At 46.3% G+C, this 22,462-nt stretch carries 18 protein-coding genes and 1 tRNA gene; 15 read left to right on the forward strand and 4 right to left on the reverse strand.

Annotated elements, in window-relative coordinates; genetic code table 11:
* Position 1: 1 nt before the first annotated feature.
* The 11 genes from AB8809_RS09420 to phoH all read left to right on the forward strand — a co-directional run bounded on the left by AB8809_RS09420 (position 2) and on the right by phoH (position 13,359).
* Positions 2-3,433, forward strand: a complete 3,432-nt coding sequence (locus AB8809_RS09420) for a methyltransferase regulatory domain-containing protein (protein WP_349856121.1) — start codon at positions 2-4, stop codon at positions 3,431-3,433.
* 300 nt (positions 3,434-3,733) lie between these two features.
* Positions 3,734-4,843 carry a DegT/DnrJ/EryC1/StrS family aminotransferase gene (locus tag AB8809_RS09425; RefSeq protein WP_349856120.1) on the forward strand — a complete coding sequence of 370 codons (1,110 nt, stop codon included), beginning with the start codon at positions 3,734-3,736 and terminating at the stop codon, positions 4,841-4,843.
* 126 nt (positions 4,844-4,969) lie between these two features.
* Entirely contained in the window at positions 4,970-5,671 is a 702-nt protein-coding gene (locus AB8809_RS09430) for a WbqC family protein (RefSeq protein ID WP_349856119.1), read from the forward strand.
* Positions 5,672-5,673: 2 nt separating this feature from the next.
* Positions 5,674-6,633, forward strand: a complete 960-nt coding sequence (locus AB8809_RS09435; protein ID WP_015840771.1) for a glycosylase — start codon at positions 5,674-5,676, stop codon at positions 6,631-6,633.
* Positions 6,633-7,601 carry a hypothetical protein gene (locus tag AB8809_RS09440; RefSeq protein ID WP_349856118.1) on the forward strand — a complete coding sequence of 323 codons (969 nt, stop codon included), beginning with the start codon at positions 6,633-6,635 and terminating at the stop codon, positions 7,599-7,601. Before AB8809_RS09435 ends, AB8809_RS09440 begins: the two co-directional genes overlap by 1 nt.
* Entirely contained in the window at positions 7,589-8,041 is a 453-nt protein-coding gene (locus tag AB8809_RS09445) for an N-acetyltransferase (protein WP_015840769.1), read from the forward strand. The genes AB8809_RS09440 and AB8809_RS09445 overlap by 13 nt, the downstream gene beginning before the upstream one ends.
* Positions 8,038-8,778, forward strand: coding sequence for a class I SAM-dependent methyltransferase (locus tag AB8809_RS09450; protein WP_349856117.1), 741 nt, complete (start codon positions 8,038-8,040; stop codon positions 8,776-8,778). Before AB8809_RS09445 ends, AB8809_RS09450 begins: the two co-directional genes overlap by 4 nt.
* Positions 8,779-8,822: 44 nt before the next feature.
* Positions 8,823-10,244, forward strand: coding sequence for a hypothetical protein (locus AB8809_RS09455; protein ID WP_349856116.1), 1,422 nt, complete (start codon positions 8,823-8,825; stop codon positions 10,242-10,244).
* 353 nt (positions 10,245-10,597) lie between these two features.
* Positions 10,598-11,320 carry an RNA polymerase sigma factor FliA gene (locus AB8809_RS09460; protein WP_015840766.1) on the forward strand — a complete coding sequence of 241 codons (723 nt, stop codon included), beginning with the start codon at positions 10,598-10,600 and terminating at the stop codon, positions 11,318-11,320.
* A gap of 203 nt (positions 11,321-11,523) precedes the next feature.
* Positions 11,524-12,039 (forward strand): flagella biosynthesis regulatory protein FliZ, encoded by a 516-nt coding sequence (fliZ, locus tag AB8809_RS09465; protein ID WP_015840765.1) that lies wholly within the window; start codon positions 11,524-11,526, stop codon positions 12,037-12,039.
* Between the two features lie 531 nt (positions 12,040-12,570).
* Complete coding sequence (gene phoH, locus AB8809_RS09470) at positions 12,571-13,359, forward strand: phosphate starvation-inducible protein PhoH (RefSeq protein ID WP_015840764.1); 789 nt, start codon at positions 12,571-12,573, stop codon at positions 13,357-13,359.
* Positions 13,360-13,626: 267 nt separating this feature from the next.
* On the opposite strand, the gene AB8809_RS09475 is transcribed toward phoH, so the two are convergent.
* The 3 genes from AB8809_RS09475 to AB8809_RS09485 form a co-directional block, all read right to left on the reverse strand.
* Positions 13,627-13,716, reverse strand: a tRNA-Ser gene (locus AB8809_RS09475).
* A 218-nt stretch (positions 13,717-13,934) separates the two neighbouring features.
* Positions 13,935-14,573 carry an RpiB/LacA/LacB family sugar-phosphate isomerase gene (locus AB8809_RS09480; RefSeq protein ID WP_015840763.1) on the reverse strand — a complete coding sequence of 213 codons (639 nt, stop codon included), beginning with the start codon at positions 14,571-14,573 and terminating at the stop codon, positions 13,935-13,937.
* Between the two features lie 215 nt (positions 14,574-14,788).
* Positions 14,789-16,822, reverse strand: a complete 2,034-nt coding sequence (locus AB8809_RS09485) for a choline transporter (RefSeq protein ID WP_349856115.1) — start codon at positions 16,820-16,822, stop codon at positions 14,789-14,791.
* Between the two features lie 352 nt (positions 16,823-17,174).
* Here AB8809_RS09485 and betI point away from each other — a divergent pair, with 352 nt between their 5' ends.
* The 4 genes from betI (at position 17,175) to AB8809_RS09505 (ending at position 21,801) form a co-directional block, all read left to right on the forward strand.
* On the forward strand, positions 17,175-17,762 hold the full coding sequence (gene betI, locus AB8809_RS09490; protein ID WP_180777817.1) for a transcriptional regulator BetI: 588 nt from the start codon (positions 17,175-17,177) through the stop codon (positions 17,760-17,762).
* A gap of 67 nt (positions 17,763-17,829) precedes the next feature.
* On the forward strand, positions 17,830-19,302 hold the full coding sequence (betB, locus tag AB8809_RS09495; protein ID WP_349856114.1) for a betaine-aldehyde dehydrogenase: 1,473 nt from the start codon (positions 17,830-17,832) through the stop codon (positions 19,300-19,302).
* Between the two features lie 19 nt (positions 19,303-19,321).
* The gene (gene betA, locus AB8809_RS09500; RefSeq protein WP_349856113.1) at positions 19,322-21,001 is read left to right on the forward strand and encodes a choline dehydrogenase; all 1,680 of its coding nucleotides are present in this window, start codon (positions 19,322-19,324) and stop codon (positions 20,999-21,001) included.
* Positions 21,002-21,147: 146 nt separating this feature from the next.
* Positions 21,148-21,801 carry a DUF533 domain-containing protein gene (locus tag AB8809_RS09505; RefSeq protein ID WP_349856112.1) on the forward strand — a complete coding sequence of 218 codons (654 nt, stop codon included), beginning with the start codon at positions 21,148-21,150 and terminating at the stop codon, positions 21,799-21,801.
* A gap of 94 nt (positions 21,802-21,895) precedes the next feature.
* On the opposite strand, the gene fabA is transcribed toward AB8809_RS09505, so the two are convergent.
* Positions 21,896-22,414: a bifunctional 3-hydroxydecanoyl-ACP dehydratase/trans-2-decenoyl-ACP isomerase gene (gene fabA / locus AB8809_RS09510; protein ID WP_005970620.1), complete on the reverse strand. Its 519-nt coding sequence runs from the start codon at positions 22,412-22,414 to the stop codon at positions 21,896-21,898.
* Between the last annotated feature and the right edge of the window lie 48 nt (positions 22,415-22,462).

Raw genomic sequence — 22,462 nt, forward strand, 5'->3', positions numbered from 1 at the left:
GATGACTCTAGATACTGCCGCCAGCCATCCAACAACGAGCGCTGCTGATCGCTGTCCTTTGCCTTATACCTCACCGACGCATTTGCAGGCAGTAGCATACTTGCATGGCATTGTGGCAGCGGATCCTGATAGAGCACGGGTACTGGAACTGGGATGCATGAGTGGCGCGAACCTGTTGCCATTTGCTACTGCTTATCCGCAGGCGCAGGCTATTGGTATCGATCTTGATGAGGAAAAAATTGCGCAAGGGCAGATGTGGGTTCAGCAATATGGATTAACCAATCTGCAACTCCAGGCAATGGATTTGGCATCGCTTTTGGACAGCAATCTTGGCAAATTTGATTATATCATTGTCCATGGTGTTTTCGGACTGGTTAGCGGCGAAGCTCGCTCGGCGTTGTTAGCATATTGTCACCGTCATTTAAGTGCAAAAGGCGTGGTGTGTTTTTCCTATTCGACCTATCCTGGCGGGAAGACAGAGGAAATTCTGCAGGATGCTTTAAATCTGCACGCGAGTCTGGCAGAAACACCGGAACAACAGCAAGCCAGTGCAAGAGCCATGTTGAGCTATTTATCGCTGGGCATGTCTGCAAATAACCCTCAAAGAGCCGCTATTGCGACTCTGGTTGAAGAAGCCGAACAACTGGGCGATGTGTCGCTAGCGCTCAACTATCTACAAGGCCTGAATCAACCCTGCTATCTGCTCGACTTTAATGCACTGATTACGCAAGAAGGCTTGGCTTATGTTGGCGAAATTGAGCCTCATACTGAGATTGCCTCTCACTATGGTGACCAGGTAGATAACTTACTGCGCACAATCTGTCCGACTGGCAATAAGATATTGAAACAGCAGTATCTGGATTTTAACGTTGGACGCAAACGTCGGTTTAGTCTGCTGGTCGCTGCTGAACGGGCGGAAAAGTTGGAATCGGAAATTGATGTCTCGCGGCTGGATAAACTTTCCTGGGCCGGGAGTTTCCGCCGTAGCATGTTGAATAAAGGTTTGGCGTCCAACGCTTATTCGACTAATACTGGAATACAGATATCGACCGATCACGAACTTACCCAGCAAATTCTGGATGTCTTAGGTAATGCGTGGCCTGCGAGTGTTTCCTTTAAGGAACTGATATTTAATACGCATTTTCCTGAGAAAGAAAATGATAAACACGAACATGAAAACAATGTGCGTGAATCCCTTTATGCTTTGTTAAAGCAAGGGTTATCGAGCATTCATTTCTGTGTCGGTGAATGTGCTTATCGTAAAAGCGAATTCAGTACGCTGCGAGTATTACCGAATTGTGGGGGTAATTATCCAGTATTTAACTACTGGTATGAATCTTTCACTTTACCGTCAGAGGCTCAAGGGCTAAAAATTCCGATGGACTTATTAGATGAGCAGGACGAGGGCTCATTAGCGCTGTTGGATGAATTGCATCATAAAGGTCTGATGGTCGGCAGCGCTCTGGCGTGGCAACGTTACTTCCAAAAACGTTTGGAATTGGCGAAGGACGTCAAAGAAGTAATCCATAATATCAATCCGTTGCTCATATATTCCAGCAACGCGAGTGGCGGTGGCTTATTCAAGGCTAGTGACGCTATAAAGGTTGAAAAAAGTCGAAAAGAATTCGTTAATAACGCGATTGATGCGAAAGTCAAACATCAATTATATGAGTTATTAAAGCAACAGAAATACAATGAAGCTCGTTCTCTGGCAGAAGAGTTGACGATAAAACAGCCGAATAATTTACAGAATTGGATTACGCTAGAGAGAATTAACTTCGTTACTGGGGATAAAAATGCGGCAATATTCTCTTTGGCGAAAGTTATTTCCATGTATAGCAATGCATGGTTAGTCTATAGTGAATTATCTAGTTTGTTGCACAATACATATCATTATTGGGAAGCAATTAACTTAGCCTATAAGGTTATTCGCTGTGATAGCAACGTTGCTGTCGCCTGGAATGTGGTGGCGCTTGTTTATTTAAAATTCGAAAATATGTCTGGGGCAGAAGTCTGTCTAGAAAAAGCGATGCAACTTCTACCTAACGATGCGGCAATACTGAACGGTATGGCGATGGTGTTGGATAAAAAATCCAATGTCGAAAGTGCAATTGATTATTATCGCCGAGCGGTTGCTGCAGCTCCAGATGATTTAAGTATATACAGTAACCTTTTATTTGCTTTACTACATAATGCCAATATCCCGGCTTCAGAGGTTTTTGCTGAGCATTTATTGTATGGCGAAGCGGTAGAAAAACGGATTGGTGCGAGTACACCTGTTCACTATCTACAAAATAAAGATCCCAACAGAGTATTACGTATTGGTTTTGTTTCTGGAGATTTATATTCACATCCCGTCAGCAAATTCTTATCGCCGGTATGGAATGACATAAACCCTCAACACTTTGCCCTTTATGCCTATTCCACATCACATCATTATGATGAAGTGACTCGTATGCTGGAAGAACGTTCAGCTGTGTGGCGTAACGTGGCGAGCAGTAGCGACACGGAATTATTCGAACTGATTAAACAGGATGAGATAGATATTCTTTTCGATCTTTCCGGTCACACTGGCGATAACCGCTTGTCAATGTTCGCTATGAAGCCTGCACCGATCCAGATTAGCTGGATTGGTTACCCGGGAACGACGGGATTAAAAGCGATGGATTACTATCTGGTCATGAACCATGCCCCATATCCAGAAGTTTTAGCCCATCAATTTACTGAAAAATTACTGTATGTGCTATTTGACCGACAATTTGAACCGGTAGTTAATGGCCCTGATGTTAACGATCTTCCTGCGTTGAAAAACGGTTATCTCACGTTCGCCAGCTTCAACAGACCGACTAAGATTAACGATACGGTATTATCGGCATGGGGAAAAATCCTCGTTCAGTTACCAACCAGCAAGATGATTATTGGTGCGTTGCCTAGCCAGCAGTCGAGAGAACATATACGTAAAAGGTTAGAGTCGCAGGGTGTTCAACCTGATCAGCTGATTTTCCGCGAACGTGTCAACATAATGAGTTATCTGGCTATGCACCAGGAAATTGATGTGCTGCTAGATACGTTCCCCTATACCGGGGGAACCACGACGAACTATGCGTTATGGATGGGCGTGCCGACTCTAACGCTGGCCGGTGAAACCTATGCTGCTCGCCAAGGGGTGGTAAACCTTGGCCAGGCTGGTTTGAATGAGTTTATTGCAGATTCAGAAGCTGACTATATCGACAAGGCTATTTCCTGGAATAATCGGTTGGATGAACTGAATCAAATTCGCCATAGTTTACGCAAGAAAATGGAGCATGACGTCGGTGCTGATAATGTAACCGCCGCCACCTATTTCGAGCAGGCGCTAAGAATGGTATGGAAAGCTTACTGTGCCGGTGAGCCACCTAAGAGTTATGCGATAGGTCACTCACCAGTGCCATGAAAATGATCGGTTTCATGGATGCACGTCATCAGGCTGACTGATAGAAATGATCGAGATAATGGCATGAACGCTTATGCCATTATCGGTAAAAGATAATTTTCAACGTATTGCCGAATAAGTAGAGGTCGGCTACGGATATTATAGAAAGAGAATGCGGCATTAATATTTTTACCTGGGGGCAGCAAACCTGAGCATTTTCTTTTTATGTCATCAAAATGGGTAAGTTTTCAGCGCGTTGATAGCTGTGAGTCAAGGGCGGTAGCGTTGATTGCGAATAATCTATAAGCGGAAGATGGTGAAATGAAAAAACCAGTGTATGTAACAAGCCCGTTATTACCGCCTTTGGATGAGTTTACTCCTTATCTTGAAGAAATATGGGAAAATAAGTGGCTAACTAATAATGGGACATTCCATCAGCGTTTAGAGCAAGCTCTGGCTGATTATCTTGGCGTTCCATACCTTAGTTTATTTTCCAATGGCACACTGGCTTTATTAACTGCTTTGCAAGCGTTACGTATCACTGGCGAGGTCATTACTACTCCTTACTCATTTGTGGCAACATCGCATACATTATTGTGGAATGGGTTAAAACCCGTCTTTGTTGATATTGATCCAGTAACATGTAATCTTGATCCTTCTAAATTAGAGCAGGCTATTACGCCAGCAACGTCTGCAATTTTACCCGTGCATTGTTATGGATTACCTGCAGATGTTGACCGTATTCAAAATATAGCTGATATATATGGCCTAAAAGTGATTTATGACGCGGCTCATGCTTTTGGTGTTAAGAGGAATGATGTCAGCATATTAAATCATGGCGATCTTTCGATTCTCAGTTTTCATGCGACGAAAGTTTTTAGCACTATCGAAGGTGGTGCGATTATTTCTCAAGATGAGAAAACGAAAAAAAGAATTGATTATCTTAAGAATTTTGGCTTCGTTGATGAAGTAACCGTTGTTGCTCCTGGTATTAATGCAAAAATGAATGAGGTTCAGGCCGCATTCGGATTGCTTCAATTAAAATATATTGATTCAGCATTGGAGCAGCGTAAGAACATTTATCTAAGATATTGTGAGCTTTTAAAAAACATTGCGGGAATTAATGTTGTGAACATTCCTGAGAATGTGACCTGGAATTATGCTTATTTTCCTATTTTCTTCTCTGATGATTTCCCTAAAAAAAGAGACGAAGTATACAATATAATGAGAGAAAGAAACATATATGCCCGCCGATACTTTTATCCGCTAATTAGCACCTTTCCAATGTATCGAGGGTTGGACTCAGCTAAAGAAGGTGGCCTGCCAACGGCAACGCACATTGCTGACAATGTGCTCTGTCTTCCTATTTATCCTGATTTGTCAGATGAAAGTATATTGGATGTTGTTAGGTGTATTTCTGATTGTGCGTAACGTAAGCGAAGGTTTTTTGATTAGAAAAACAATAGAGTCAATTACAAACTATCAATATACGATGGTTTGTAATTTACAATTCATATCTGTATTGGGTAGCGGTTTTAGTAGTGCCAGGAGAGCGAGTTGATAAAGTATGCGGTAATGCAACCTTATTTCTTTCCTTACATTGGCTATTTTCAGTTGATGGCCGAAGTAGATGTTTTTGTGGTTTACGATAATATAAAATACACCAAAAAAGGATGGATAAATCGAAACCGCATTTTGTTAAATGGGAAAGATAGTACGTTTAGTCTACCATTGAAGAAAGACTCTGATTTTTTAGATGTTAAAGATAGGGTACTGTCAGAGACATTTAATAGAGAAGACTTAATCAACAAAATATGTGGTGCTTATCGTCGTGCTCCTTATTTTAAAGATGTTTTTCCATTGCTGGAAAATATAATTAATTATCGAGATGATAATTTGTTTAACTATATATTTTTCTCATTGAAAAGCATTAAAGAATATCTTGGTTTAGCATGTGATATAAAAATATCCTCTTCTATCAATATCGATCACTCACTAAAATCTCAAGACAAAGTGCTTGCATTTGGGAACGCTCTCGGCGCGAAAACGTACAGTAACCCACCTGGTGGTATTTCTCTTTATTCCCAAGACGCCTTTGCGTCACATGGAATGACTCTGAATTTTATCCAGCCAAATAGTATTATTTATAAACAATTCGATGAACCTTTTGTGGCTTGGTTATCAATCATTGATGTCATGATGTTTAATTCCAGTGATGAGGTACTACGCCTTATTACTACTGAATATGAGTTGATATAAATATGTTCCAGTGGAAAAAGTTAGGTAAGGTATTCACCCCGCAAGAGATTAATGACCGCCCCTGGCTTAAAGAGTTTGCACAGGCACCCGCAACGCTGGTCTTTGATGATTTTGTCCGTGTTTATTTCTCTTGTCGCCCACCAGCTGATGAACATGGCATGTATGTTAGCTATTCTGCCTGGGTTGACCTGGATCGTCATAATCTTTTCAATGTATTACGTGTTTCCGAAACCCCTATTTTACCATTAGGGCAATCGGGTGAATTTGACGAATTCGGTACCTATCCGGTATCCGTTGTTCGTGATGAAAATATTTTCCGTGCATATTATGCCGGCTGGACTCGGTGTGAGTCTGTACCTTTCAACGTTGCCATCGGCATGGCCACTAGTGATGATGGTGATGTATTCCGCAAAGCTGGGCCAGGACCGATTATTAGCTATTCTCCTGAAGAACCCTTTGTTATGAGCGGGCCGAAAATTCGCCGTTTTAATGGCGAATGGCAGCTATTCTATATCGCAGGTCGTAGATGGAAACGGGTTGATGGTAGAGCAGAGCCTGTTTACAAAATTCGCATGGCGTTATCGAGTGATGGCATAAATTGGCGGAAGATCAATAAAGATTTAATCAGCAGCCGAATTGAAGAAGATGAAGCGCAGGCGAGTCCCGATGTGTTTTATGCAAACGGCAAGTATCATATGTTCTTTTGCTACCGCTACAGCGAACATTATCGAGGCAAAAAGCATGGGTATCGTATTGGATATGCATGGAGCTCCGATCTCATTGACTGGCATCGTGATGATGAAAAAGCAGGAATTGATGTGTCTGAAACAGGGTGGGACTCGGAAATGATCAGCTATCCCCATGTATTTGAACTTGATGGTAAGGTCTATATGGCATATTTAGGCGATCAAGTTGGGCGCTATGGTTTTGGTTTGGCACAGTTAGAAGGAGAATTGCGCTAATGCTGACATGGCGTAAACATGGGCTAATCTATTCACCTCAGGCGCATCCACCTTTGATTGGTGGGGCAGGGTATGCCCAATCCCCTCAGGCCTTGGTATTTGATGATTTTGTTCGTATATATTTTTCTACTCGCGAAATAGATGAGAAAAATAATAAATTCATCAGTCGAGTTTCTTATGTAGATATGGATAAGAATCTGCAGGAGATCTTGAACGTTAGTGCGGCACCTGTGATCGATCACGCAGAATTAGGCACGTTTGATGAACACGGCATTTTTCCCTTCAACGTTTTGCGCCACAATGATGCAGTAATGGCTTGGACCACAGGATGGAATCGCCGGGTCTCTGTTTCTGTGGATACCTCGATAGGTTTGGCAATTAGTCGTGATGGCGGTAATACCTTTCAACGGCATGCGACAGGCCCTGTGATGTCGGCTTCCTTGCACGAACCTTATTTGGTCGGGGATGCATTTGTTCTGCATCTCGAAGGGCGCTTCCATATGTGGTACATCTACGGCGTGGGTTGGAAAAGGCAACAGTCTGATTCTCCACCAGACCGCGTTTATAAAATTGCACATGCTGTTTCTGACGATGGCATCGACTGGGTGCGAGAGAGTAAGCCTATCATTGCCGATCGGCTTGGTGATGATGAATGTCAGGCGTTGCCGACAGTGATCAAAGTGGGCAATCGATATCACATGATTTTTTGTTATCGCGAGTGTTTCGATTTTCGCTTAGGTGCCGGACGTGGATACCGTCTTGGTTATGCCTGGTCAGACGATCTTATGACATGGCATAGAGATGATTCTCAGGTGCCTGCTATTTCGGGACCTGGGGAATGGGATAGCGAGATGCAGTGTTATCCGCACCTTTTCCGAAGTGATGAGAAGGTATACTTGCTCTATAACGGCAACGCATTCGGAAAAGAAGGCTTTGGTTTGGCTGAGTTGACTGCATGCAGCGAATGATTATACGTCAGAATAGCGCCACCGCGGAGGATATCGCATCGCATCTGCGTGCCTGTGATGATGCATTTGTCCGTTCGCTAGAGCACCGAGTTGAAATAGCGGCCTATGCCGCTAAGATAGCTCGCCTTGCTCATTGCATTGAAGGATGGAGAGACGAACGTTTAGTCGGCCTTGTCGCTTCATATTTTAATGAACAAACAAGGATTGCATTTATTACTAATGTTTCTGTACTCGTGGAAGCTCAGGGCATGGGTTTCGGCGGTATTTTGTTGGAACACTGTATCGCGAAAATGCAAACGCTAGGTGCGATAGAAATACGTTTGGAAGTTGAAGAAAGTAATCAGGTTGCCAGATACTTTTATCTAAAACATGCTTTTATTCAGTCAGGAATTAGCGGCAATATCCTGCAAATGATCCGACATTGTGAGACGAGAACATGACAATCAACAGAAATTATGATCAGGAAATTAAGGATACAGCAGGACATAAATACGCCTATAATTTCGACTTTGATGTGATGCATCCTTTTATGGTTCGTGCATTCACTCCTTTCTTTCGTCCAGGAAATTTATTGGAGCTAGGGAGCTTCAAAGGTGATTTTACTTCACGGCTACAGGAACATTTCAACGATATCACATGCGTTGAAGCGTCCGCAGAAGCGATTTCATATGCTAAAGGTCGGTTAAAAGACGGAGTAACTTATATTCATTCACGCTTTGAAGATGTTCAATTACCTCGTCGTTACGATAATATTGTATTGACGCATGTGCTTGAGCATATTGATGACCCCATCGCTCTGCTTAAGCGTATTAATGATGAATGGTTAGCGGAAGGAGGACGTTTATTCCTCGTTTGCCCTAATGCTAATGCAGCTTCCCGCCAGATAGCCGTAAAAATGGGGATTATTTCCCATAATTCGGCGGTGACTGAAGCAGAATTTGAGCATGGACATCGTTGTACGTATGCACTGGATACACTTGAGCGCGACGCGAGTCTTGCTGGATTACACGTTGCCTACCGTTCAGGTATATTCTTTAAAGCTTTAGCGAATTTTCAATGGGACAAATTATTGCAAACCGATATCATAACAAATGAATATTTAGAAGGTTGCTATCAGCTGGGCCAACAATACCCTGATCTCTGTTCTAGTATATTTTTATTGTGTAAAAAAAAATAATCTGATTTTAATTTTTATATAACTAATGAACATGGAGGTTTATTATGCAAAGCTACGCTCATGCCAAAGCTATGCATCAATTTTATCGGGATGTATTTACAAGAGATATTGAGCTTGGTGAGACGGGTAATATTCCTCTGAGAGTCATAGACAGTGTGGTTAAAGAATTTAATTGCGATGTGTTATTTGTTGCCAGAGAGCTGAGTTTACATGATAGCGGGCTGCCATCCGACAAAGATAAAGCGTTAAAACAACTACTTGTCACGATGGCCCATGCTAATATGGCTTTCGATGAAAAATGGAGTGGATATCAGAAAAAGCTGCCTGATGAATATGTTATTGGTATTCGCAATTCATTAATAGATATACTGAAATTAAATCCTAATATAGAATACCTTGTCATAGCAATTCAAATTTTATTTAGAATTGGTGACGTTGACTCATCGGTTAATTTGATAAATAACAATTTCTCGACATTAAAGAACTCCCCGGCAGCTTTCAGAATATTGTTGATGATCTGTATTATTGAAGAGGATTATGAACTTACCTTACCTTTAATAAAGGAAATGACATCTAATCAACATTTAATAGGTGAAGATTTGATGGTTTTATTAATGCTGGTTTGTTCGATTTATAGGCTTGGTGGATATCCAGATTCTTTTATTAACTTCTCTTCGCTCTTAGACGAAAAAGCTCATTCTATTTCAAATGATGACTATAATTGGATAATAAGAAAAAACCATCAGAATAAGAAGACAACCATCATCATAGCTTGTGATGTTAAATATTACTATGAGCACGCTATACCAGCATTGTATTCAATTTATGAAACAAATAAAGACAGTTTTAATGTCCATATTCATGTTTATAATATTGATGATGAAACATCTATTGATATTAAAAATAAAAATAAGCAGTTTCCTGAGCTAAATATTTCTTGTACGGCAGAGCGTTTATCTACGTCTTCAAACATGAGTGCCGATTATGCATCAAGGCGATTTGTTTTTGCTAATTACGCTTTAAGTGCATTAGATACCCCTTTGCTAATTTTAGATGCTGATTGTTTATTAAGAAAGGATTGGCTATCGTCAATTCAAACACAGGCATTTGACTTGATTTTGACGACTACTGAAAATGCGCCTTTTTGGGAAAACGCATCGGCAGGTTTTGTTTACCTGGGTGGTGGGGAAGAGTCAAGGAATTATATTGATAGAGTATCGTCATTCATTCATGTTAATTTAGTCAACAATAATCATGTATGGTTTTTAGATCAAGTTGCGCTTTCTGCCGCCCTTGATTATGTAAAAGATAAAAATACTGTTTTCAGGATTAATTCCTCATTTGTTTGTGACATTAGCCATACTGACTACTCATTTATGTGGGTAGTAACCACTATGAAAAATATTGAAGGAAGATATTTTTCATATAAAAATTATCTTATTGATAAATATAGTGTTAATCATTAAAAAATACGTTACTACATAGCAGCAATCGAATATTATAAGCTCTGTGTCATCTCTGAAATATACCAACAAAAAGGGATGACGCAGCCTGTGTCTCCCCAGCCCATAAACCTCCTTTCCTCTGCCAGAGGTCTGCGTTAGAATCATCTCCCTTCTGAAGAGATCTACATCACAAATTTTGTATTGCATTGCACCCTGTGTGCCTGCCAATTGTGTTTCTCATCGCAGAGTCTTTACCTAATCCTGTCATACATGGCAGGAATAACCCTTCTTTTTTGACGCTATTCAGCCGATTGGCTACCCTACCTAAAAGCATAATAGTGTCGATAACATTATCATCGTAGGTATTTGTCACTGTGAGCGATTTGTATACCGCCGAAGGCACAATGGATAAAAATTCCCTTTGGAAGCGCTATGTTCCACTAGTGCGCCATGAAGCCTTGCGTTTACAGGTTCGTCTCCCCGCGAGTGTTGAGCTTGACGATCTGCTACAGGCTGGTGGTATCGGCTTGCTCAGCGCAGTCGAGCGTTATGATTCGTTGCAAGGTACGGCGTTTACTACCTATGCCGTTCAACGAATCCGCGGTTCGATGCTGGATGAATTACGCAGTCGTGATTGGGCTCCACGCAGTGTACGGCGTAATGCGCGGGAAGTGGCACAAGCAATGCAGCAGGCTGAACAACAGCTCGGTCGTACTCCAACAGAGCAGGAGGTTGCGCAGGCCCTGAATATCACGCTTGAGGATTATCGTCAGATATTGCTGGATACGAACAACAGCCAGCTTTTCTCTTACGATGAATGGCGTGAGGAACATGGTGATAGCGCAGAGGCTCTACTGGAAGGCAATGAAGATGCGAATCCATTGCATCAATTGATGGAAGGCAATTTGCGCCATCGTGTGATGGACGCGATTGAAAGCCTGCCAGAGCGTGAGAAATTGGTATTGACGCTTTACTATCAGGAAGAGTTGAACCTGAAAGAAATCGGTGCCGTTCTCGAAGTCGGTGAGTCGAGGGTCAGTCAGTTGCATAGCCAGGCGATAAAGCGCCTGCGCGTGAAATTAATGAACGATGTTTAATTACGCTGCGTAGGAATACTGTTATCAAATATATCTTCAGTCTCTGAAGCACAAAAACATGGCAGCATTTGAATATTGATGAGTGTTTTTGCATCAGTATTTACGTGATCAATACTGCCTGTTGTTAGCACTCCAGGTTTTCTGGCGTAATGAAAGGTGCTGTTGCTTCATATTGAAGTTATATATCGTCATGGAATGGATTCATGCACCCATCAATTCGGAAGAAACAGCTGCTAAGCCGTTATCTGAAAGACTTCAAACACAGACAGACCAACTGTTCCCAGTGTGATAAAGAGCTCGACCGCGTTTCACTGGTATTTCGCAATCAGCTTATCAATAAAAAATCGATTGGCAGCATCGACAGGCTTATTGATGACGAAATATGGTCCGGTCTTCAACAGGAATTAATCCCGCTTTGCCGCTTTTGTAGCGAAATATTATGCAATACGACTGCTAGCTATTTCGATATTAAAGCTTTCACGCAGTATCTGATCGAACAGACTGAAGTCCGCCATAGCACGATGCGCGAGTATGTCATTCGCCTGCGGCGGTTGGACGAGCTGCTGGCTGCAAATAATTACCCCGCGGAAACCTTTTCCCGTCACCGCGATGGGGTACAGCAGCGCGTTTGTGATTACCTTCCCGATATTGAGCAAAATATTTACCGCAGTGCCTTACGAAAATACGATCAATATCTGGACTGGCAGCGGCATTTCTGACGTACATAATGCGTCGTTCTCAGGCTGACATTGCCAAACCATGGGATACTGACTATACGTAAATGTTATGACAGTGTAAAAAATGCTTGCATTGCAGGGGCAAATTATTGCACTGTCATACTACTGAAATCATTCGGCACTAATTTTTAGGCAATGGTTAGCAGTAGTTCTACGATGCGATCAATCATTATTCAGTGGAATAGTCGTTGTCACAGTGAGGAACGCGAATGGTAATGTCCTTTTTTGGACTTTGTAGTCGATGTCAAGATTCTACGCTGCTGACTCGCCGATGCGAGGGATGTTCCTCCCACTTATTTTCAACGCTACACCATTCTCTTGTTACCCAAACTCTCCGTTTATTTTCGTTTTCTATCCATGAACGCGTTATCCATTTTTCACTCGGTTCGTGGATGAATCATGTGTATTTTCTGTCCGCTATTGGCTTAATAAGGAAGCCTAACCTCGTTAGTGAGTTAAACGTCACGCGCTGTAGAACAGTGCGGTAAGTGAAACAAACTGTAAGGTGCCACTATGGGAAGACAAAAAGCAGTGATCAAAGCTCGTCGTGAAGCAAAACGCGTTATTCGTCGTGAGTCGCGTAGCCATCGTCAGCGTGAGGAAGAATCGGTCACTTCTCTGGTACAGATGGGCGGGATTGAAGCAATCGGCATGGCGCGTGAGAATCGCGATAATTCCGTTATTCAAGCTCGTACGGCTGCCCAGGAACATTACTTGTCTGCGATAGAAAACAAACAGTTGATTTTTGCCACAGGCGAAGCTGGCTGCGGTAAAACGTATCTGAGCGCTGCGAAAGCGGCGGAGGCACTAATCCATAAAGAGGTTGAGCGTATTATTGTTACGCGGCCAGTATTACAGGCCGACGAGGATCTTGGCTTTTTACCTGGAGATATTGCGGAGAAATTTGCGCCTTATTTCCGCCCGGTTTACGACATACTTTTGCGTCGGCTGGGGGCCTCTTTCATGCAATACTGTTTGCGGCCGGAAATTGCCAAAGTTGAAATTGCGCCTTTTGCGTATATGCGCGGGCGGACATTTGAAAATGCAGTTGTGATTTTGGATGAGGCGCAAAACGTGACGGTGAACCAAATGAAAATGTTCCTGACGCGTTTAGGCGAGAATGTCACGGTTATCGTCAATGGTGATGTGACGCAGTGCGACTTGCCGGCTGGTGTGAAATCCGGCCTGCGCGACGCGCTGGAGCGCTTTGTTGAGGATGACATGATTGGCGTGGTCTCTTTCGGTAAAGAGGACTGTGTGCGTTCGGCGCTGTGCCAGCGCACGCTCCATGCCTATGGCTGATGTCTGTATGGTGTGGGAGTGAAAACTCCTGTACCATCAGCATATAAAAGAAAACGCCCCTGAGTTGCGTCAGGGGCGTTTTAATATCAGGCATGTACATGTTTGATGGATTGACTCGCGGCGTCCTGCCGCTCGCCCTCTGGGCCGCCGTTGGCGGTCCAAAACGCCAGTCTTGTTATTTTGTTGTACCCTGTCAAAGTTTCTTATCTGTACCAACGGTATAAAAGAAAACGCCCTTAACTTGCGTTAAGGGCGTTTTCTTTTATATGGCGGTGAGGAAGGGATTCGAACCCTTGATACGTTTTCACGTATACACACTTTCCAGGCGTGCTCCTTCAGCCTCTCGGACACCTCACCGGGGGTTACCTACAAGGGGCAACGGGGCGCTACTATAGGGAGTCGCTTAGCTTCGGTCAAGCAGTATTTAGCGCGAATGGTGCGTCTGGCTAAGCATTGAACGGTAACGGATAGTCAGCGCTACGGTGTCATGAAAATGCAGGAAAAATGGGTGGGGAATAGGCATAAAAAAACCACAGACCGCGATGGCCTGTGGTTTTTTATCAGCTGTAGGACAATTACGCCAGCAGCGTTTTGACGTAGCTGGTCAGTGCTTCGTCTTTGCTGTTAGCGAAGAAGTATTCTTGGAATTTAGGACCAGCAACGGCGCCTTTAACCAGATCCTGATCGAGACCTTTCAGAATGGTGATCAGGTCGTTGTAGGTCACTGCTTTTACGGCATCCAGGATTTTTTTGTTACGTTGTTGAGGAACAACGCGATCGCTCGGATAGCCACGGCCGCCTTCTTCTTTGAACAGCTGGGTAAACAGGTTTTCCAGGTTCAGTTCAGCGCCCCAGCCAAAGCCTTTAGCGTAAGGAACGGATACGGCGTTACCGTTGTTGATCTGAGAGAACAGGTAAGCATCAGATGGGTCAACAACCAGACCACAGATTACGCCTGGGAAAGAGTTACAAGCCAGCATGGCGCCTTGGCCAGTACCGCAGCCAGTCACAACGAAATCAGCAGCGCCAGAGTTCAGCAGAATAGCAGCCAGAATACCGTTCTGGATGTAGGTCAGCTGTGCGGCATCTTCAACGGCGTATTGACCGTAGTTGTGTACAGTGTGGCCCAACGGTGCAACCGCTTTGGTCAGAGACTCGGCGATGATGGCGTTTTTGGCAGCCTGGCTGTTCTCGTTAATCAGTGCAATTTTCATGTTCGTTCCTTTTCTGTGACGGACAAATACATTTTTTAAAACTGTATTTCAATTTGATGTGTGCAGTATACCGTTTCAAAAATAAAGCGCAAATCGTGGAAGCAAAGAATGCGGCATAGCCCATAGATTCAGGAAAAACACAATGAACGAAAAAGGGGCGATAAAGACATAACACATTGAAAAATGGCGCTGTATTTCAGCGCCATAGGGGAGAGTTATGCATCTGGGAAGGTTAGCGTATTGCCGGGCGCTTCTCGATTAATATGAAGAAAATTCAGGTGGCGTTCGTACTGATCCAAAATGTCGTTAATCACCTGTTCCTTGCTGTAGTCCATCAGATCATTTCCCTGACTTCCTTCCAACAGGAAGGTTTCAAGGCGGTAATAATCTGATTTCCCCGAGCGGGCCCGGTAGGTAAACGCTGGGACGCTATAGCGCTGTGGCCAAATTTGGTAGAGGAAATTCTGCTCATCACCCAAATCCACCAATAGTTCGAGGTGATTCAGACGTTCATCTTCGACTGGCGGTAATTCGTTGACTTCAACATTGGCACCGCGCAGACGCAGTTCACGTGCAACATCCTCCATCGCCGCTTTACAGACGTTATCCAGCATTTTCTGTGTATGCGTTGTGCCAGGGAAATTCATGACGCGTGAGATGCGTTGTTTCCAGTTCAGACGATCGTCGCCTGAAATTGGTATCGGCGCTGAGGTTTGCAAGGAGCTGGCTTTACGGTAATCCTCAACCCGCAGTGATTTATATAACCCCGCCATAATAAAGAACATCACAAAGCTAAACGGCAATCCCATGATGACGGTCGTGTTCTGTAATGCTGACACGCCGTTTGTCATCAACATACCCAGCGTCAACAGGCCAATCGCGACTGACCAGAAAATTCGCAGCCAGTTTGGTGCATCGTTGTTGATGTCACCAAGGCGAGAGGTGAAATTGCCCAGTACCAGCGAACCAGAGTCGGCAGAGGTAACATAAAACAGCAGGCCGGTAATGGTCGCGACAGAGGCGCTCAGGCTGAAGCCGGGGTACTGTGCCAGCAGGCTGTAGAATCCACGTTCCGGGTGCTGCATGACTTCGTTCGCAAAGTCCAGATTACCGTGAATTACCTGATAAAGCGCACTGTTACCAAAAATGGAGAGCCACAGCAGGGTAAAGACAAACGGGATGATCAGCGTGCCGACGACAAACTGCCGAATCGTTCTGCCGCGCGAGATACGCGCCAGAAACAGCCCGACAAACGGTGCCCACGCGACCCACCACGCCCAGAAGAACAGCGTCCAGCTATTCATCCACTCGGTCGGGCGATCGAATGCAAAGCTGTTGAGCGTCATACCGGTAAAGCGGTTGATGTAATCCCCGACGTTCAACACCAGCGCGTTTAGCAGAAACTCGGTATCCCCCCAGAAGAGCAGAAAGAGAATCAAACCGAGTGCAAGCAGGACGTTCAGCTCGGAAAGGAAGCGAATACCACGATTGACGCCAGACGTCACGGAAACGGTCGCCATGATTACGGAAAGCAGGATGAGTGAGGCCTGAACGGTAAGGTTCTCAGGAATCTGGAACAGGACTTTCAGCCCGTAATTAAGCTGAACGACGCCGATACCCAGCGTAGTGGCGATACCGAAGATGGTTCCGAGTACGGCTGCGATATCGACGCTGTGTCCAATCGGGCCATTGATGCGTTTACCAAAAATGGGATACAGGGCAGAGCGAATAGTCAGCGGCAAATTATACCGGTAGCTGAAGTAGCCCAGCGCGATGCCCATCAGCGCGTACATTGACCAGCCTGTGAGCCCGTAGTGAAACAGCGTCCAGACCATAGCCTGCCGAGCTGCCTCCATCGTCTGTCCTTGTCCTTCCGGCGGCATCATGTATTGCGTAATCGGTTCCGCGACGGAAAAGAACATCAAATCAATGCCGATCCCCGCCGCAAACAGCATTGCAGCCCAGCTCATCAGGCTAAATTCTGGTTTCGACTGCTCCGGCCCGAGCTTGATCGAGCCAAAGCGAGACGAGGCGATGAAGATGACGAAAACGATGTAGAGCGTGGCGGCTAGCAGGTAATACCAACCAAAGGTGGCGGAAACCCAGTTGAGCGCGTGGGTAATCCAGGCATTTGCTTCTTTGTTAAACAACATGGTCATCAGCGAGAAGGTCAGGATAAGTCCCGCTGATGTGTAGAACACGACAGGATTCAGGCGATCCTGCTGGGTGGTCGTTTCTGATGCTGGCATGGTTATCCCTTGCGTTACGTGAACAGATACTCTGATTCCTCTCTCCACGAAGCGTGCTTAGCGCATACCAAGAACGGGACGCAGGACATCCGCTGAGTACGCTTTCCGTTGAAGATCGTCGTCAGAACAAAAAAGAAATTATTCTTTTTAAGTTGGAGTTATCGTCTGAACTCAAACTGTTTTTCGTGATAATTGATACAGATTTTTAACCTTTCAGCAATAAAAGATATTCATTTTTTATTGAACGTTCAATCAAAAAAAAGTTTAATGGGACAAATCGGATCATGAATCATCGTTTTTTACCGTGATTCATCACGCAAAAATGAAGGGAAGGAAATGAAGGGGAAGTGCAGTGCCTAAAGTCGGAATGCAGCCCATCAGACGGCAGCAACTCATCGAAGCGACACTGGCCGCGATTAACGATGTGGGGATGCATGATGCCTCGATCGTACAGATTGCCCGACGTGCGGGTGTGTCGAATGGGATCATCAGCCATTACTTCCGCGATAAAAATGGCTTACTGGAAGCGACGATGCGCTACCTGATAAGTCATCTGGGGCTGGCGGTGAAATCAAGGCTACTGAGCCTGACAGAAAACACGCCTCGTGCACGTTTGCGGGCGATTGTTCAGGGAAATTTTGATGATAGTCAGACGAATAGCGCGGCGATGAAAACCTGGCTGGCGTTTTGGGCCAGTAGCCTGCATTCCCCCATGCTCCATCGGCTACAGCAGGTTAACGATCGGCGGCTTTACTCCAACCTGTGCGTCGAGTTTAGCCATTGCTTGCCGAAAGATAACGCGCGTATTGCGGCAAAAGGGCTAGCGGGGCTGATTGATGGGCTGTGGCTGCGCAGTGCGCTAAGTCACGACGCCTTCAACCGCGAAGAAGCATTGAGCATTGCCTACGACTATATCGAGCAGCAGCTCACTCGCACGTAATCCTTCCTTATCATTTTGCCTTTTCTGCCCGGAGTGCGTACCGGGTAGCCATCAGACAGGAGAATTTATGTCTCGCTACGGTTTACAACAGCTTTATATCAACGGCGCTTATGTCGACAGCTCGGGTGACGATAGGTTTGATGCAGTAAATCCCGCAAATGGCGAGATCATCGCTCAGCTCCAGTCGGCCACTGTTGCTGATGTTGATCGTGCGGTCATTGCCGCCGCCGCAGGGCAGAAGATATGGGCGGCGATGACGGCGATGGAGCGCTCGCGTATTTTACGCCGTGCCGTGGATATCCTGCGTGAACGCAATGATGAGCTCGCGTTACTTGAAACGCACGACACTGGCAAACCGCTCTCAGAAACGCGCACCGTCGATATCGTGACCGGCGCGGATGTTCTGGAATATTACGCGGGGTTGATTCCCATGCTCGAAGGGCAGCAGATCCCCCTGCGTGATACCTCGTTCGCCTATACCCGCCGTGAACCGCTTGGTGTGGTCGCAGGCATCGGTGCCTGGAACTATCCGATTCAGATCGCATTGTGGAAATCGGCCCCTGCGCTGGCGGCGGGCAATGCAATGATCTTCAAACCCAGCGAAGTCACGTCGCTTACTGCGCTGAAACTGGCAGAAATCTACACCGAGGCTGGATTACCGGCTGGCGTATTCAACGTGCTGACGGGAACGGGACAATCCGTTGGTCAGGCGCTGACCACGCATCCTGGGATTGCCAAAGTCTCTTTCACGGGAGGGATTGCCAGCGGGAAAACGGTAATGGCCAATGCCGCAGGCTCGACGCTGAAAGACGTTACGATGGAGCTGGGTGGGAAATCGCCGCTGATCGTTTTTGAGGATGCCGATCTGGATAAGGCGGCGGATATCGCCATGATGGCGAACTTTTTCAGCTCAGGGCAGGTGTGTACCAACGGTACACGCGTCTTCGTTCCGCAGGCATTGCAGACGCAGTTTGAGGAAAAAATTCTGGCGCGTGTTCAGCGCATTCGTATCGGTAACCCGACTGATGAAGCCGTAAATTTTGGTCCACTGGTTAGCTTCCCGCACAGAGAATCTGTACTGCGCTACATCGAAAGCGGAAAGCGCGAAGGTGCTCGCGTGCTGGTGGGCGGCGAACCGATGACTGACGAGAAATATGCACAAGGTGCATTCGTTGCCCCTACGGTGTTCACGGATTGTCGGGACGATATGAAGATTGTGCGGGAAGAAATTTTTGGCCCGGTCATGAGTATTCTGACGTATCAAAATGAGGCTGAGGTTATCCACCGTGCCAATGATAGCGAATATGGGCTGGCGGCCGGTATTGTGACCGGAGATTTGAATCGGGCACATCGGGTTATCCATCAGCTTGAGGCGGGGATCTGCTGGATCAACACCTGGGGTGAATCTCCGGCTGAAATGCCAGTGGGCGGCTACAAACATTCGGGTGTTGGCCGTGAAAACGGCATAACAACGTTGGAACACTATACGCAAATTAAATCTGTACAGGTTGAACTGGGTGAATTCCGCTCGGTATTTTAAACGAAGGGGAGAAAGCCTAATGGAATATGATTACATCATTATCGGAGCCGGTTCTGCAGGTAATGTGCTGGCAACGCGTTTAACAGAAGAAAGCGACGTCAGCGTGCTGCTGCTTGAAGCTGGTGGCCCGGACTATCGGTTGGATTTTCGCACGCAAATGCCTGCCGCATTAGCGTTCCCACTACAAGGGAAGCGTTATAACTGGGCTTATGAAACCGACCCGGAACCGCACATGAATAACCGCCGTATGGAATGCGGCCGTGGCAAAGGGCTGGGTGGCTCATCGCTGATTAACGGCATGTGCTACATCCGTGGCAATGCGATGGATTTCGATAACTGGGCGACGATGCCGGGCCTGGAAGACTGGAGTTACCTTGATTGCTTGCCGTATTTCCGCAAAGCGGAAACGCGGGATGTGGGCTCGAATGACTATCATGGTGCGACGGGGCCGGTTTCCGTGGCCACGCCGAAGATGGGAAACAACGAACTGTTTCACGCGATGGTTGAAGCGGGCGTACAGGCGGGTTATCCGCGTACCGACGATCTTAACGGCTATCAGCAGGAAGGCTTTGGGCCGATGGACAGAACCGTCACGCCGAAGGGGCGTCGCGCCAGTACCGCGCGAGGTTATCTGGATCAGGCGAAAGGTCGTAAAAATCTGACCATCGTGACGCACGCCTTAACCGACAAGATTCTCTTTGAGGGAAAACGTGCCGTTGGTGTCGCTTACTTTAAAGGCGAAAGCCCGCAAACAGCGCAGGCGCGTCGTGAAGTACTGCTGTGTGCTGGTGCGATCGCCTCGCCGCAGATCCTGCAACGCTCCGGCGTGGGGCCGAAAGATCTGCTTCAGGGACTCGATATTCCTGTTGTGCACGATTTGCCCGGTGTCGGTGAGAATTTGCAGGATCACCTGGAAATGTATTTGCAATACGCCTGCAAAGAGCCGGTATCGCTGTATCCGGCGCTACAGTGGTTTAATCAGCCGAAGATCGGGGCAGAATGGTTGTTCAGCGGCACAGGTATTGGTGCCAGCAATCAGTTTGAAGCGGGGGGATTTATTCGCAGTCGTGATGAGTTCGCCTGGCCGAACATTCAATACCATTTTCTCCCGGTCGCGATTAACTACAACGGCAGTAACGCGGTAAAAGAGCACGGGTTTCAGGCGCATGTGGGCTCTATGCGTTCGCTCAGCCGTGGGCGCGTTCAGGTGCGCTCCAAAGATGCGCGTGAGCACCCCAGCATCCTGTTCAACTATATGTCGACAGAACAGGATTGGCAGGAGTTTCGCGATGCGATCCGCATTACGCGTGAAATCATGGGGCAGCCTGCGCTGGATAAATACCGTGGGCGAGAGATCAGCCCTGGCCTGGAAGTGCAGACCGATGAGGAACTGGATGAATTTATCCGTACTCACGCTGAGACGGCATTCCATCCCTCCTGTTCCTGCAAAATGGGAGAGGACGAGATGGCAGTGGTCGATGGACAAGGCCGTGTCCACGGTATGGAAGGATTGCGTGTGGTGGATGCTTCTATCATGCCGCAAATTATTACCGGCAATCTGAATGCGACAACTATTATGATTGCTGAGAAAATTGCCGATCGAATCCGTCGGCGCCAGCCGCTGCCGCGTAGCAGGGCGCGTTACTACGTGTCGGGAAATACTCCGGTCAGAAAAGCGCCGCTGAAACCAGCCTCATAACATTCTCCGCATAGCCAGATGGACCGCCCAGAAAGCGCGGTCCATACTTTTCATTGCTATACACAATCTGACAAACAAACGCCTTCCGCACCATTACTATGGGTGACAACACCATCAGTGATGTCACTTTTCCTTGAGGAATGAAAATGAATAATTGGCTGCAACAGATTCAGGGCTTATTAAACTCCGGTAGCAAGCAGGGGAATCATCATCAAGGGGGTAAAAACGGCAATTTGGGCGACATGCTGAAACCCGCTGCGCTGGGCGGTTTGGCTGGCGTCTTGTTGTCGAATAAATCCGCTCGGAAGATCATGGGCTCATTAGGGAAAAACGCGTTGATCATTGGTGGCAGCGCAGCGGCGGGCGTGGTGCTGTGGAACCAGTATAAGAAACGGGTTCGCGACACGCATCAGGACGATCCACAGTTTGGCACTCAGTCTTCGAGCGATAATATTCGTGCGCGTCGTTTGATTCAGGCGCTGGTTTTTGCAGCTAAGAGTGATGGTCATATTGATGCGTCGGAAAAGCAGCGTATTGATGAGAATATCCAGCAACTGCAACTGGGTAGTGAGGCACATCACTGGGTACAGGAAGCGATAGAGCAACCGCTTGACCCGGTGCTGCTGGCTAAAGACGTGAAGAATGAGGAAGAAGCGCTCGAGATCTACTTCCTGAGCTGTGCGGTCATTGATGTCGATCACTTCATGGAGAAGAGCTATCTGGATGCGTTAGCGACCGAGTTGAAGATACCGCAAGATGTACGGCAATCGATCACCAATGAGTTGAAAAGCTCGTCATGATAAGGCGAGTGATTTAAGTCAGGATGAGAGTGCGTCGGAGAAATAAGCGGATAACGCGGGCGAAAAGGGTTTCGCCCGCAGTGCTATCTGACGCTTAGAAAGAGCTGGTGTCTTTGAACAGACCCACTTTCAGTTCGTCAGCGGTATAGATCTGCTGACCGTCAACCAGTACTTCGCCATCAGCAATACCCATCACCAAACGGCGATTGATCACGCGTTTGAAGTGAATGCGATAAGTCACTTTCTTCGCTGTCGGCAGTACTTGTCCGGTGAATTTGACTTCGCCAACACCGAGTGCGCGGCCTTTACCTTCGCCACCTAACCAGCCCAGATAGAAGCCGACTAACTGCCACATGGCATCCAGACCGAGGCAACCTGGCATCACTGGATCGCCGATGAAATGGCAACCGAAGAACCACAGGTCAGGCGTGATATCCAATTCGGCTTCCACGTAGCCTTTGCCATACTTACCGCCGTCTTCCGTCATTTTAACGACGCGGTCCATCATGAGCATGTTAGGGGCGGGTAACTGAGGGCCTTGCGGACCAAACAGCTCACCACGACTGGAGGCAAGGAGGTCTTCTTTTGTATAGGATTCGCGTTTATCTACCATGGTCTCTGTAAGCCTTATTTTAATGAAGCACGCAGGTTAGCGTACACC

This window comes from Pectobacterium aroidearum, from assembly GCF_041228105.1.
In the GTDB taxonomy this organism is placed as follows: domain Bacteria; phylum Pseudomonadota; class Gammaproteobacteria; order Enterobacterales; family Enterobacteriaceae; genus Pectobacterium; species Pectobacterium aroidearum.

What these genes read in the sequence shown, in the direction of transcription:
- AB8809_RS09505 (WP_349856112.1), top strand. Translation starts at nt 21,148, where the DNA reads ATGAATAATTGGCTGCAACAGATTCAGGGCTTATTAAACTCCGGTAGC.
- fliZ (WP_015840765.1), top strand. Translation starts at nt 11,524, where the DNA reads ATGCACCCATCAATTCGGAAGAAACAGCTGCTAAGCCGTTATCTGAAA.
- betA (WP_349856113.1), top strand. Translation starts at nt 19,322, where the DNA reads ATGGAATATGATTACATCATTATCGGAGCCGGTTCTGCAGGTAATGTG.
- phoH (WP_015840764.1), top strand. Translation starts at nt 12,571, where the DNA reads ATGGGAAGACAAAAAGCAGTGATCAAAGCTCGTCGTGAAGCAAAACGC.
- AB8809_RS09485 (WP_349856115.1), bottom strand. Translation starts at nt 16,822, where the DNA reads ATGCCAGCATCAGAAACGACCACCCAGCAGGATCGCCTGAATCCTGTC.
- AB8809_RS09425 (WP_349856120.1), top strand. Translation starts at nt 3,734, where the DNA reads ATGAAAAAACCAGTGTATGTAACAAGCCCGTTATTACCGCCTTTGGAT.
- AB8809_RS09420 (WP_349856121.1), top strand. Translation starts at nt 2, where the DNA reads ATGACTCTAGATACTGCCGCCAGCCATCCAACAACGAGCGCTGCTGAT.
- fabA (WP_005970620.1), bottom strand. Translation starts at nt 22,414, where the DNA reads ATGGTAGATAAACGCGAATCCTATACAAAAGAAGACCTCCTTGCCTCC.
- AB8809_RS09435 (WP_015840771.1), top strand. Translation starts at nt 5,674, where the DNA reads ATGTTCCAGTGGAAAAAGTTAGGTAAGGTATTCACCCCGCAAGAGATT.
- AB8809_RS09450 (WP_349856117.1), top strand. Translation starts at nt 8,038, where the DNA reads ATGACAATCAACAGAAATTATGATCAGGAAATTAAGGATACAGCAGGA.
- AB8809_RS09480 (WP_015840763.1), bottom strand. Translation starts at nt 14,573, where the DNA reads ATGAAAATTGCACTGATTAACGAGAACAGCCAGGCTGCCAAAAACGCC.
- AB8809_RS09455 (WP_349856116.1), top strand. Translation starts at nt 8,823, where the DNA reads ATGCAAAGCTACGCTCATGCCAAAGCTATGCATCAATTTTATCGGGAT.
- AB8809_RS09445 (WP_015840769.1), top strand. Translation starts at nt 7,589, where the DNA reads ATGCAGCGAATGATTATACGTCAGAATAGCGCCACCGCGGAGGATATC.
- betB (WP_349856114.1), top strand. Translation starts at nt 17,830, where the DNA reads ATGTCTCGCTACGGTTTACAACAGCTTTATATCAACGGCGCTTATGTC.
- AB8809_RS09440 (WP_349856118.1), top strand. Translation starts at nt 6,633, where the DNA reads ATGCTGACATGGCGTAAACATGGGCTAATCTATTCACCTCAGGCGCAT.